Origin of the sequence: Dietzia sp. CH92 (assembly GCF_032248695.1) — a bacterium.
Classification (GTDB): Bacteria; Actinomycetota; Actinomycetes; order Mycobacteriales; family Mycobacteriaceae; genus Dietzia.
Genome location: NZ_JAVHXC010000011.1, coordinates 1 through 12,639 on the forward strand (window position 1 = coordinate 1; position 12,639 = coordinate 12,639).

Genomic DNA, 12,639 nt, shown 5'->3' on the forward strand with positions numbered 1-12,639 from the left:
CTGACCGTGGAGGCGAACCTGATGGCCGAATGCCGGCGCCATCACCGGTTCAAGACCTTCTCCGACTGGCGCTACCGATTGGAGCCCGACGGCACTCTGGTCATCACCACCCCTGACGGGGCGACCATGATCACCCGCCCTGAAGGACCCCTGGCCCAATACCGGCGCGAGCAGCAGCGCGCCGAGGCCGATGCCTGGGCCCGCCAGCAACGCCGCAACCCCCACCCGCACACCGACCCGGCCGCGGCCGCGGGGGCGATGGACCAGGCCACCTACTTCACCCGCCGCGCCCAACGCCTGGGCCGCGAACGCACCCAAGCAGCCGCCGCGCCCGGATCGCCCACCACCAGCCCGGCCCCGGCCCCGGCCCCGGCCGCGCCGCGNGGGCCGCGAACGCACCCAAGCAGCCGCCGCGCCCGGATCGCCCACCACCAGCCCGGCCCCGGCCCCGGCCCCGGCCGCGCCGCGGGGGTTCGGCCCGGCCGAGGACAGCCGCTGGTGGCAACGCAACAGACCCCACCACAGCACCCTCGAACACGCCATCCGCCAAGCCCTGCGCGAGCACCTCGAGAAGCAACTCGACCAACAACTCGAACCACCACCACCCTTCTGAGGGGCCTTGGCGTGCTGCGCAGCGGTGGTGCGGAAGAAAATTCTTGGCCCCGTGGGCAGGCGTGCGGGCGGCGAGATTCCGACCCGATTGTCGGCCGGGGTTCAGAAGCGGCGGGGAGGCGTCGGGGTGGCGCCGGTGCCGGTGTCCCAGGGCGTCGGGCCTCCTGCAATCACGTGATCCGGCGAGCGCGCAGGCCCCCGCGGTTCCGGTGCGGGTGGCGGAGCGGCAGCACCCTCGGGTCGGCGACAGTGACCGACCTCACTCCAGGCGGACCACCTGCACACTCATCGGGGATTCAGGTAACAACTTGGGGAAGGTAGATGCAACAACCGGGTTGCGTCATTACGGTGGGGATTGATTATGAACCCAGGAGAACGAGAAGTACCCCGTACCCCTGATTCGTCCGACGCGGTGTTCCGTGCGCCCACAGCGGCGGATGGTGCCCGCATGTGGGAGATCGCCCGAGACAGTGGCGTTCTCGACCTCAACTCCTCCTACGCCTACGTATTGTGGGGCGCCGAGTTCTCCGAGAGCTCGGTCGTGGTGGAGGTCGAAGGTCGGGTCGTCGGTTTCGTCACCGGATTCATCCGCCCCTCCGAGCCGGACACGATCTTCGTGTGGCAGGTCGGCGTCGACGCCGACCAGCGCGGCAAGGGCCTCGCGGCCCGACTGCTGCACAGCCTCATGGACCGGCTCGCCGAGCGCGGCGTGGTGCGCCTGCGCACCACCATCAGCCCGGACAACGAAGCGTCGCAGCGGACGTTCGGTGCCGTGGCCCGCGACCGGGGGATGACCCTGTCCAGCGAGGACTACCTGAGCGCGGAGCTGCTCGGAGAGGGTCACGAGCAAGAAGACCTCTACACGATTTCCTAGACGAGGGCGCGCGGGCCGCCCGGCCCACAACCGCCGCCCGCACCTTCCTAATTGGAGTGATCACCGCAATGACCGAGCCCACCCACGACTCCAGCACCAACACGGAGATCTTCGACGATCGCGAATCCGAGGTGCGCAGTTACTCGCGTAACTGGCCGGTGGTGTTCGACACCGCCAAGGGGACGACGCTCAAGACCGTCGACGGAGACGAATACCTCGACTTCTTCGGCGGCGCCGGCGCCCTCAACTACGGGCACAACGACGAGGACATGAAGAACGCCCTGCTGGAGTACATCTCCCGCGACGGCGTCACCCACTCGCTCGACAAGTACACCGTGGCCAAGCGCGCCTTCCTGGAGACGTTCACCTCCAAGATCCTCGAGCCGCGCGGCCTGGACTACAAGGTCATGTTCCCCGGGCCGACCGGCACCAACGCCGTCGAGTCCGCGCTCAAGCTGGCCCGTAAGGTCACCGGCCGCGAGGCCATCATCAACTTCACCAACTCGTTCCACGGCATGACCCTCGGGTCGCTGTCCGTGACGGGCAACTCGATGAAGCGCGCCGGCGCCGGCATCCCGCTGGTGCACGCCACGCCGATGCCGTACGACAACTACTTCGGCGGCGTCACCGAGGACTTCCAGTGGATGGAGCGCGTGCTCGTCGACTCCGGCTCGGGCATGAACCGCCCGGCGGCCGTGATCGTCGAGTGCGTCCAGGGCGAGGGCGGGATCAACGCCGCCCGCGCCGAGTGGCTGCAGGCGCTCAACGAACTGTGCGTCCGCCACGACATCCTGCTCATCGTCGACGACGTCCAGATGGGCTGCGGCCGGACCGGCGAGTTCTTCTCGTTCGAGTTCGCGGGCATCAAGCCCGACATCGTCACCCTGTCCAAGTCGATCGGCGGCTACGGCCTGCCGCTGGCCGTGACGCTGTTCCGTCGCGACCTCGACGAGTGGACCCCGGGCGAGCACAACGGCACGTTCCGCGGCAACAACATGGCGTTCGTGACCGCCGAGCTCGCGCTGCGCAAGTACTGGTCCGACGACACGCTGCAGAACAAGACCCTCGAGAACGGCCGGATCCTGCGGGAGCGCTTCTCGCCGCTCGTCTACAAGTACGAGGGCAAGCTCGAGCTCCGCGGCCGCGGCATGGCCTTCGGCATCGCGTTCCTCGAGAACCCGGAGCTCGCGGGCCAGGTCATGGCGCGGTGCTTCGACAACAAGATGCTCGTCGAGACCGCCGGCCCGAGCGACGAGGTCGTCAAGTTCCTCGCCCCGCTCACCCTGACGGACGAGGAGCGCGACCGCGGCATCGAGATCTGCTACGAGGCCGTCGACCACGTCCTCGCCCAGCAGTACGCCTGAGCGCGGAACGCGCCCGACCGCGCGTCCGACCGACACAGACCACACCCGGCCGAGGAGGCACCGCATGATCGTTCGTACGACCGCCGAGATCACCGACACCGACCGCCACATCAAGGGCAACAACGGAAACTGGGAGTCCAAGCGCATCGTCCTGGCCGACGACCGCGTGGGGTTCTCGTTCCACGAGACCACCATCGCCGCCGGCACGACCAACGACTTCCACTACGCCAACCACGTCGAGGCCGTCTGGCTGACCCGCGGCAAGGGCACGCTGCGTGACCTCACCAACGACAAGGAGTACCCGCTCGAGGCGGGCACGATGTACCTCCTCGACGGCAACGAGAAGCACCAGGTGATCGTGGAGGAGGAGATGCAGATGCTCTGCGTCTTCAACCCGCCGGTCGTGGGCGACGAGAACCACGACGAGAACGGCATCTACCCGCTGCTCCGGCTCCAGGACGACGGCACCGTGGTGCGGGAGAAGTAAGCCCCGCGCCGCACTCCCCGGCGGTTTCGTTCAGTCCGAGCGAAACCGACCGGGGAGTCGTGCGTTCTGGGGCAGTATCTGTACCCGTGACAGACATTGACACCCGTCCAGTAGCGATCATCGGGGCGGGCCCCTCCGGCCTCGCGGCCGCGCGCAACCTCGATCGCCAGGGCGTCGACTGGGTGGGCTTCGAGCTCGGCCCCGACGTCGGCGGCCTCTGGAACATCGACGCCCCGCGCAGCACCGTCTACGACTCCGCCCACCTCATCTCGTCGGCCCGGACCACGGAGTTCACCGAGTTCCCCATGCCGGCCGACACCCCGGACTACCCGGACCACCGGCGACTGCTCGCCTACTTCCGCGACTTCGCCGACCACTTCGGCCTGCGCGAACGGTTCCGCTTCCACACCGAGGTGGTCCGCGCCGAACCGCTGGGCCCGGGGCGCGACTCGGGGTGGCGGCTCACGGTGCGACAGACCGACGGCGACGACGACGAGGTGGGCCGCGGGCCCGAGGCTGACGCCGGTGAGTTCTCGGCGGTGGTGATCGCGAACGGCACCCTCTCCGAGCCCAACATCCCGGGGTTCGAGGGCGAGTTCAGCGGCGAGGTCCGCCACACCAGCCGCTACAAGTATCCGCAGGAGCTGGCGGGGAAGCGGGTCCTCGTGGTGGGCGGCGGCAACAGTGGGTGCGACATCGCGGTCGACGCGGTCCACCACGCCGCGTCGGTCGACATCAGCGTGCGCCGCGGCTACCACTTCGTGCCCAAGTACATCCTGGGTCGGCCCGCGGACACCCTGAACTCGGGCCGCCCGCTGCCGGCGCGGATCAAGCAGTTCGTCGACTCGCGGATGCTCAAGCTGTTCACCGGTGACCCGGTGCGGTTCGGGTTCCCGGAGCCCGACCACAAGCTCTACGAATCCCACCCCGTGGTGAACTCGCTGGTCCTGCACCACGTGGGCCACGGCGACATCACGGTGCGGCCGGACATCGAGCGCTTCGACGGCCACACCGTGCACTTCCGCGACGGGAAGACGGGGGAGAGGAGTTCCGGCGAGTACGACCTCATCATGCTCGCGACCGGCTACGTGCTGGACTACCCGTTCATCGACCGTCAGCACCTGGACTGGCGCGACGGGACGGCAGCCCCGGATCTGCACCTGAACATCTTCCCGTCGGCCCGCGACGACCTCGCGGTCCTCGGCATGCTCGAGGCGTCCGGCATCGGCTGGCAGGGCCGCTACGAACAGGCCGACCTCGTCGCCCGCTATCTCGCCGCACGCCGGGACGACTCACCGGCCGGGCGGGCCGCCCTCGTCGTCGTCGATGATTCCCGGCGCGGACCCCGCCCCGACCTCACGGGCGGCTACCAGTACCTCGGCGTGGACCGGATGGCCTACTACGTCAACAAGACCGCCTACCGCGACGCCGTGACCGGCCTCGTCGCGGAGATGACGCGGGCGGCGGGGGGCGAGGCGTGAACGTCGACGACATCCGGATCGCGTTCGACTCCGGCTCCCTCACCACGCTGAAGATCGTGCTGGGGCTGATCCTGTTCGGGATCGCCATGGACACCCGGCTGTCGGACTTCCGGCTCGCGCTGCGCCAGCCCAAGGCGTTCGCGGTGGCGATCCTCGCCCAGTTCGCGCTGCTGCCCGCCCTGACCTTCGGACTGACACTACTGCTCGGGGTGCGGGGCTCGGTCGCGCTCGGCATGATCCTCGTGGCGTGCTGCCCGCCGGGCAACGTCTCCAACATCCTCACCCACCGGGCGCGCGGCGACGTGGCGCTGTCGGTGTCCATGACGGCGGTCGGCAACGTCCTGTCGATCGTGCTGCTGCCCCTGAACTTCTCGCTGTGGGGCCACCTGCACCCGACGGGCCGCGACTACTTCGCCGAGATCTCCGTCGCACCGTGGGACATGCTCAGCGAGGTGCTGCTGGTCATCGCGCTGCCGTTCGCGCTGGGACTGACCGTGTCGCACCTGCTGCCGCAGGTCGCCGCGCGCACGCACCGCGTGGTGGGGATCGCGTCGTTCGTGGCGCTGGGCGGGATCATCGTGATCGCGGTGGCCAACAACTGGGCGCTGTTCGTCGCCTACATCGGCGTGGTGGCAGTGGCGGTGTTCCTCCACGACGCGCTCGCGCTGGGTCTCGGATACGCGATCGCCCGCGGCTTCCGGCTCGACGTGCCGGCCCGCAAGGCCATGACCTTCGAGGTGGGCATCCGCAACGCCGGGCTGGGCCTGCTGTTCGTGTTCAGCTTCTTCGACGGGCTCGGCGGCATGGCCCTGGTCGCGGCGTGGTGGGGCGTGTGGGACATCATCGCCGGCCTCGTGGTGGCGGTGCTGTGGGCGCGGCGCGGGAGCGTGCGCAAGGACGGGCCCGGGGCGGGCGTGACGAAGGAGACGGTCTCGTGAAGGTTCTGGTCACCGGCGGCAGCGGGTTCCTCGGCACCGGCGTGGTCGCCGGGCTCGCCGCGGCCGGATACGAGGTCACCAGCGGCGACCTGCGGGTGCCGGAGGGCGAGTCGCCCGCCCGCGTGCGGCACATCGCGCTCGACGTCACCGACGCCGGCGCCGTCTCGCGCGCCGTCGTCGGCCACGACGCGGTGGTGCACCTCGCCTCGGTCGTCGACCCCGACGGCATGGGCCGCGACGCCGCCCAGCGCGTGGACGTCGACGGCTCCCGCCACGTCATCGACGCGTGCGTGGAGCACGGCGTGCGCCGGCTCGTCGTCTCCTCGTCCGGGGCCGCCTACGGCTACCACGCCGACAACCCCGTGCCGATCACCGAGGCCCAGCCCGTCCGGGGCACCACGGCCTTCGCCTACAGCGACCACAAGGCCCGGGTCGAGCACCTGCTGGCCGACGCCCGGCGCGACCACCCGCAGCTCGAGCAGGTCGTACTGCGGATCGGCACCATCCTCGGCGACCGGGTCGACAACCAGATCACCGCGCTGTTCCACCGGCCGCGACTGCTCGCGGTGCGCGGTTCGGACTCGCCGTTCGTGTTCATCTGGGACACCGACCTCGTGGCGATCATCGTGCGCGCCGTGGCCGACGGGCCGCCCGGCATCTACAACGTCGCCGGCACCGGCACGCTCACCATCCACCAGATCGCCGCGCGTCTCGGCAAGCGGACCCTCGCGATCCCGGAACCGGTCCTCAAGGCCGCGCTCACGGTGGGCCGAGCGCTGCGGGCGACCCGCTACGGACCCGAACAGACCGGGTTCCTGCGCTACCGACCCGTGCTGGACAACACCCGGCTCCGGCTGGAGTTCGGCTACACGCCCGAGCTCACCACCGTCGAGGCGTTCGACCGCTGGCTGGCCGGGCACCCGGACGCGCACGCCTGAGGCGCGCCGGCCCCGGGCAGGGCAGACTGTCCGGGTGTCGACGATCGTGTTCCTCCACGCCCATCCCGATGACGAGACCTCGCAGACCGCCGGGATGATGGCCCTGGCCGCCCGCGCGGGCCACCGCGTGGTGACCGTGTTCGCCACCGACGGCGATCACGGCGAGCGTCCCGAACACCTCGGCCCCGAGGGCGACCTCGTCGACCACCGCCGCGGCGAGGCGCGGGCCGCGGCGGCCGTGCTCGGTGTGGACCGCATCGACTGGCTGGGGTACCGCGATTCCGGGATGACCGGCTGGGCGCAGAACGACGACCCGCTCTGCCTGCACCGCGCCGACGTCGACGAGGCGGCGGCCAGGGTCGCGCGGATCCTCGACCGCGAGGACGCCGACTACCTGGTGGGCTACGACGACCACGGCAACTACGGTCACCCCGACCACATCGCCGTGCACCGCACCGCCCGCCGCGCCGCGCAGCTGGCCGCCCGCCGACCGCGCCTGCTCGAGGCCACGACGAACCGCGACGCCCAGCTCGCGATGCTCGACAGCCCGGAGGCCGCCGAGTTCCTGCGCGCGCTCGCCTCCGGTGGCATGGAGCTGGACGTGGAGCGCGTGCGTGCCGCGATCCTCACCGGCGACGACGGGCAGCCGGTGGGAATGCCGGAGTCGGAGATCGCGTGGGCGATCGACCTGCCCGAGGACGTGGTCGCGCTCAAGCGCCGCGCGATGCGGTGCCATGCCAGCCAGACCAGCGACATCGGCATGATGCTCGCGCTGCCGCCGGAGGTCTACGCGGTGGCCTTCGGCACCGAGTACCTGGTCGAGCCGGGCGTGGAGCAGTCGATGCGCCGCGGGTGGCCGTTCGACTGAGCGCCGGGCCGGTCAGGGCGTGTCGAGGGCGCGGACCCAGTCGCCGTGACCGTGCGCCGTGGCCAGGGGGCGACCGTTGACGGCGACGACGAAGATGCCCTTGTGGCGCCGGATCGACTCCGGGACCTGCGCGGCCACGTCGGGCAGGAGGGTCACCCCCTCGACCGAGATCCACACGCAGTCCAGCTCGGTGACACGGCGGACGAACTCGGCGCGGGCCGGTGGCTCGAGGTATCCGAGCACCGCGGTGTGGAACACCACCGGGGTGGTGCCGGCCGGGCAGGCGGCCACGGACTCCTCCAGCCGCTCGAGGAGGTCACCGGCGAGGATCTTCGGCGGGTCGGCGGCCGCGATGTCCAGGGCGGCGTCCAGGCGCGGCCCCCGCTGGTCGTGCTGGCCCGGCCAGATGAGGCTGTGCAGCCAGGCGCGGGACCCGGGGTCGGCGGGGTCGACGGGCGACAGGTCGACACCGCCGCGGTGGACGACCTCGGGAAGCGAGCGAGGCAGGGACACGCCGTCCCGCAGCGCGCAGTCGAGCACCGGTGTGCGGGCCCCGGCCCCGGCCGCGGTTCTGGCGCCGTCGGGCCGGATCTCGTGGGTGCTCCCGCCGTCGAGTGTGTAGCGGTAGGCGTAGCGGTCCGGGTACAGGCACAGGCCCGCCGAGGCGCCCATCTCCACCAGTGCCAGTGGTCCGGACAGGAGCGAGAGGAACGGCAGCAGCACCGCGCAGCGTTTGGCCTCGTTGGTCTGGGTGGAGTGGGTGAGCACGACCTGCTCGATCCGAGCCCAGTGCTCGTGGACGAAGTCACGGAACGCCGGGTAGTCCTCGGTCTCGGGCGCACCGGCGTGCCGGGCGGCGGCGAAGAACAGGGCGGGCTGCCGCTTGATGCGCGGCAGCGTCGCGATGAGGTCGGCGGTCGGGGGGTCCCCTGCGACGCCGCGGGCCCAGGCGAGGTAGACCGGGGTGCGACCGCGGACCTCGAACTCGGCGAAGTCGGAGTAGCGGGTGGGGACGTCGTCGACGTGCGCGGAGTCCATGTCCCCAGCGTCGCCGCCCGTGCCCGCCCACCGCCACCGGACACGCCGACGCGAGGAAAGGGTGGCCGCACCCGGGCCCGCGCGGTATATTGGTGACGCATCAATAAACTGAGACGACCCTGGGAGCCCTCATGTCCTCCGCGACCGACTTCACCCCCGCGCAGAACGCCTCCACCGACGGCGAGTTCGTCCGCGACGCCACCTACATCAACGACCGGGTGGTCAGGGGACTCGAGCCCGGATCGGACCCGGTCGGCGAGAAGATAGGGGAGATGCGATGGCCGGTGGAGGCCGGGCGCTACCGACTCATGGCCGCCCGCGCCTGCCCGTGGGCCAGCCGGAGCATCATCGTCCGCCGCCTCATGGGCCTCGAGGACGCCATCTCCCTGGGCCTGGCCGGCCCCACGCACGACATCAACTCGTGGGTCTTCGACCTGGACCCCGACGAGAAGGACCCGGTCACCGGCCTGCACCGCCTGCAGGAGGCCTACTTCAACCGCATCCCGGACTACCCGCGCGGCATCACGGTGCCGGCGCTGGTCGACCTCCCCACCACGTCCGTCGTGACGAACGCCTATCAGAAGCTCAACTTCGACCTCGTCACCGAGTGGACGGACTTCCACCGCGAGGGCGCGCCGGACCTGTACCCGTCCGAGCACCGCGACGAGATCGACGAACTCGACTCCTGGATCTACCCGACGGTGAACAACGGCGTGTACCGCTGCGGGTTCGCCGCCGACCAGGGAGCCTACGAGCAGGCCTACGACGAACTGTGGGCCTCGCTCGACCGGCTCGAGGAGCGCCTGACCACGCGCCGGTACCTCGTGGGCGAGTCCATCACCGCCGCGGACATCCGCCTGTTCACCACGCTGGTGCGCTTCGATCCGGTCTACCACGGCCACTTCAAGGCCAACCGGTCCAAGATCAGCGAGATGCCGGCGCTGTGGGGCTACCTGCGGGACCTGTTCCAGACGCCCGGGTTCGGTGACACGTGCGACTTCCCGCAGATCAAGGAGCACTACTACAACGTCCACCGCGACGTGAACCCCACGGGCGTGGTCCCCAAGGGTCCCGACCTGTCGGGCCTGCTCACGCCGCACCACCGCGAGGAGCTGGGGGGCCGCCCGTTCGGTGACGGCACCGCGCCCGGGCCCATCGCGAACCCGGCCGAGCGGGTGCCGGAGGGACACGGCGCGATCTGACATCGGGACGACAGGCCCTAGACTGCCTCCTTGTGAACCCGGCCCCCCTCGAACTCGGTCGCTACCGCCGCAGCGCCCGGCAGTTCGTCATGTTCGGAATCGTGGGCGGCTCGGGCATGGTCGTCAACATGATCGTCACGGTCCTGATGAACAAGGCCAACGGCGGGACGGTGAACGCCCAGGACATCCTCTTCCCCCTCGGGGACACGGGGTACAACTTCCGGTTCACCACGCTCGTGTGGATCGTGGCGTTCCTCGTGGCGAACTTCTACAACTTCCTGCTCAACAGGCACTGGACGTTCGGCAAGGGCCACAAGGCGCCGGCGTGGCAGGAGTTCCTGCCGTTCCTCGTGGTGGGGTCGGTGGCGGCGGCCGCGGGCATCTTCATCAAGCTCGCGTTCACCAACCCCACCAGCCCGCTCTATCTGCCGGAGCCGTGGTGGCACGAGGACGCGGGGATCCACTCCCGTGAGTACTGGAGTCAGCTGCTGACGATCCTCATCACGATGCCGATCAACTTCGTCGTCAACAAGCTCTGGACGTTCCGCGCGGTGCGTAACCGTCACCACGCGCGGTCGACGGCGGACGCGGTGGCCTAGGCCCGGCCGTGGAGTCGTCGCCGCTGGTCCTGTGGTTCGACCTGCTGGGGGTGTTCTTCTTCGCCCTGTCCGGCAACCTCCTGGCGGCGCGCAAGGACATCGACATCACCGGCGGGTTCATCCTGGGCCTGCTCGCCGGCCTCGGCGGCGGCGTCATCCGCGACGTCCTCCTGGGCGTCACGCCGCTCGCGCTGGACAAGCCCGTCTACCTCGTCCCGCCGCTGGTCGCCGTCGTGGTGGTGTACCTGCTGGGCTCGTTCATCCACCGGGTGCAGACGCTGATCGTGGCGTGCGATGCCGCCGGCCTGGGGCTGTTCTGCACGTTCGGCACGGCGCGCGCGTTGGATCACGGCATGCCGGCGGCGTCGGCGCTGCTGCTCGGGGTGGTCACCGCCGTCGGCGGCGGGTTGATGCGGGACGTGGTGGCCAACGAGATCCCGGCCGTGTTCGGCGGGTCGAACCTGTACGTGGTCCCCGCAGCGACGGGCGCGGCGCTGACCGCCGTCGCCGTGTCCACCGACGTGTGGGGACCGGTGTCGGCGACGGTGCTGTCGGTGCTGGTGTTCGCCTTCCGGATGACCGCGTGGGTCCGGCAGTGGCACGTCCCGGCGCCCGTGCGCAGGTGGACGGTCCGGGACCTGGACGTGGTGCGGCGCCGGGAGCGGTCGGTGTTCGGCCGCCCGCGCGAGGGGGACGGTGACGCGCGGGGGGACGACGACGAGGTCGGCCCCGGCGACGACCGCGATCCGGGGGACAGCGGAGGTCGCGGGCGCGGCGGCCGCCGGTAGGGTGATCCGGTGCAGTACTACCTCAGCCTGCTGGGTTTCGCGGCGATCGATTCGCTCAATCTCCTGGCCTTCGCCGTCATCGCGGGGCTGTGGCTGACGTCGGCGGGCCGGGGCATCGCGTTCGCCCCGCGCGCCGCCCGGTTCACGGGTGGCGCGTTCTGCGGCATCATCCTGCTCTCACTGGTCTCGGTGTGGGTGATCGGCAACAACCAGGAGTTCGTCCGGAGCCTGTTCTACAACCTGTGGGCGATGGTCGCGTTGGGCGTGATCGGCCTGGTCATCACCGTGATGGGCCTGCGGCGACCCGCGGAGGCCAAGGAGGAGAACGTCGAGGCGCCGCTCACCCAGAACGTGCTGCAGAAGTTCGGCATCATGGCCACCGGCGTCGCGCTGGGCGTCATCCAGTCGGGGACGTCGGCGCCGTTCGCGGCGGGAATGGTGCTCATCTCCTTCGCCGAGACCCCGTGGTGGTCCAAGCTCCTGCAGATCCTGTTCTTCGCCGTGATCGCGATCCTGCCCAGCACGGGGTTGATCATCGCGCTGGCGCGGGTGCCCTCGGGCGGTATCGGGGCGGCGACCCGCCGCATCGACCGGTTCCTGTCGTACGGGCGGGTGGCCGGGCGGATCCTCACCCTGGTGGTGGGCGTGGCGTTGACCGCGCTGGCGGCCGTGCGGATCGTGCAGCTGACGGGCGTGTTGTCGTAGCGCGGTCCTAGGGTGACGGCGACCACCATCGACGGTGGTCCGACGAACCGGGAGGACCCATGCAGACCGACGATTTCACCACCACCGCGACCGCCCACTCCGCGACTGCCACCACCGCCGTCTCCGGCGCGGTGCTGTGCGAGGACGGCCTGAGGCGACCACCCTGGGCGGTGGGCGACCCGTTGTTGCGGGAGTACTACGACACCGAGTGGGGGATGCCCGTCCGCGATGAGGCGGGCCTGTACGAACGGCTCGTGCTCGAGGGGTTCCAGTCCGGACTGAGCTGGGTGACGATCCTGCGCAAGCGCCCCGCGTTCCGTGAGGCGTTCGCGGGGTTCGACCCGGACGCCGTGGCGGCCTTCGGGGAGGAGGACGTCGAGCGGCTCATGGCCGACGCACGGATCGTGCGCAACCGCCGGAAGATCGACGCGGCCGTCGCCAACGCGCGCGCCGTGGTCACCCTGCGATCCGACGGCGGACTGGTGGAGCTCGTCTGGTCCTACCGGCCGGAGGCCACGCCCGAGCCGCAGACCATGGACGAGGTGCCGACCCGGTCGCCGGAGTCGGAGGCGCTCGCCAAGGAGCTCAAGAGACGGGGGTTCAGCTTCGTGGGGCCCGTTACGGTCTTCGCTCTGATGGAGGCGATCGGCGTGGTCGACACCCACCTGATGGACTCGCATCGCCGCGGCGCGTCCGGGGTCTGGGCCCCGCTGCCGGGCGCGGGCTGACCCGGCAGCGGCGCCCC

At 70.6% G+C, this 12,639-nt stretch carries 13 protein-coding genes; 12 read left to right on the forward strand and 1 reads right to left on the reverse strand.

Annotated elements, in window-relative coordinates:
• The first annotated feature begins 973 nt into the window (after positions 1–973).
• The 7 genes from ectA to RWK90_RS16600 all read left to right on the forward strand — a co-directional run bounded on the left by ectA (position 974) and on the right by RWK90_RS16600 (position 7,562).
• Positions 974–1,486 carry a diaminobutyrate acetyltransferase gene (gene ectA / locus RWK90_RS16570; RefSeq protein ID WP_396230353.1) on the forward strand — a complete coding sequence of 171 codons (513 nt, stop codon included), beginning with the start codon at positions 974–976 and terminating at the stop codon, positions 1,484–1,486.
• 68 nt (positions 1,487–1,554) lie between these two features.
• Positions 1,555–2,850 (forward strand): diaminobutyrate--2-oxoglutarate transaminase, encoded by a 1,296-nt coding sequence (gene ectB / locus RWK90_RS16575; RefSeq protein WP_314038728.1) that lies wholly within the window; start codon positions 1,555–1,557, stop codon positions 2,848–2,850.
• 64 nt (positions 2,851–2,914) lie between these two features.
• Positions 2,915–3,337, forward strand: a complete 423-nt coding sequence (locus RWK90_RS16580; RefSeq protein ID WP_314038729.1) for an ectoine synthase — start codon at positions 2,915–2,917, stop codon at positions 3,335–3,337.
• Positions 3,338–3,423: 86 nt separating this feature from the next.
• Positions 3,424–4,818: an NAD(P)-binding domain-containing protein gene (locus tag RWK90_RS16585; RefSeq protein ID WP_314038730.1), complete on the forward strand. Its 1,395-nt coding sequence runs from the start codon at positions 3,424–3,426 to the stop codon at positions 4,816–4,818.
• Positions 4,815–5,756, forward strand: coding sequence for a bile acid:sodium symporter family protein (locus RWK90_RS16590; protein ID WP_314038731.1), 942 nt, complete (start codon positions 4,815–4,817; stop codon positions 5,754–5,756). The genes RWK90_RS16585 and RWK90_RS16590 overlap by 4 nt, the downstream gene beginning before the upstream one ends.
• Positions 5,753–6,694 (forward strand): SDR family oxidoreductase, encoded by a 942-nt coding sequence (locus tag RWK90_RS16595; protein WP_314038732.1) that lies wholly within the window; start codon positions 5,753–5,755, stop codon positions 6,692–6,694. Before RWK90_RS16590 ends, RWK90_RS16595 begins: the two co-directional genes overlap by 4 nt.
• 34 nt (positions 6,695–6,728) lie before the next feature.
• The gene (locus RWK90_RS16600; RefSeq protein ID WP_314038733.1) at positions 6,729–7,562 is read left to right on the forward strand and encodes a PIG-L family deacetylase; all 834 of its coding nucleotides are present in this window, start codon (positions 6,729–6,731) and stop codon (positions 7,560–7,562) included.
• 12 nt (positions 7,563–7,574) lie between these two features.
• Here RWK90_RS16600 and RWK90_RS16605 read toward each other — a convergent pair whose 3' ends face one another.
• Complete coding sequence (locus tag RWK90_RS16605) at positions 7,575–8,600, reverse strand: DUF2332 domain-containing protein (protein ID WP_314038734.1); 1,026 nt, start codon at positions 8,598–8,600, stop codon at positions 7,575–7,577.
• Positions 8,601–8,731: 131 nt separating this feature from the next.
• On the opposite strand from RWK90_RS16605, the gene RWK90_RS16610 reads away from it, so the two are divergent.
• Genes RWK90_RS16610 through RWK90_RS16630 form a run of 5 tightly spaced genes read left to right on the forward strand, consistent with a single transcriptional unit; the run spans position 8,732 to position 12,622 of the window.
• The gene (locus tag RWK90_RS16610) at positions 8,732–9,802 is read left to right on the forward strand and encodes a glutathione S-transferase C-terminal domain-containing protein (RefSeq protein WP_314038735.1); all 1,071 of its coding nucleotides are present in this window, start codon (positions 8,732–8,734) and stop codon (positions 9,800–9,802) included.
• 32 nt (positions 9,803–9,834) lie between these two features.
• Positions 9,835–10,401 carry a GtrA family protein gene (locus RWK90_RS16615; protein WP_314038736.1) on the forward strand — a complete coding sequence of 189 codons (567 nt, stop codon included), beginning with the start codon at positions 9,835–9,837 and terminating at the stop codon, positions 10,399–10,401.
• Positions 10,402–10,409: 8 nt separating this feature from the next.
• Complete coding sequence (locus RWK90_RS16620; RefSeq protein WP_314038737.1) at positions 10,410–11,189, forward strand: TRIC cation channel family protein; 780 nt, start codon at positions 10,410–10,412, stop codon at positions 11,187–11,189.
• 9 nt (positions 11,190–11,198) lie between these two features.
• Positions 11,199–11,894 carry a hypothetical protein gene (locus RWK90_RS16625; RefSeq protein ID WP_314038738.1) on the forward strand — a complete coding sequence of 232 codons (696 nt, stop codon included), beginning with the start codon at positions 11,199–11,201 and terminating at the stop codon, positions 11,892–11,894.
• Between the two features lie 59 nt (positions 11,895–11,953).
• Positions 11,954–12,622, forward strand: coding sequence for a DNA-3-methyladenine glycosylase I (locus RWK90_RS16630; RefSeq protein ID WP_314038739.1), 669 nt, complete (start codon positions 11,954–11,956; stop codon positions 12,620–12,622).
• Positions 12,623–12,639: the final 17 nt, after the last annotated feature.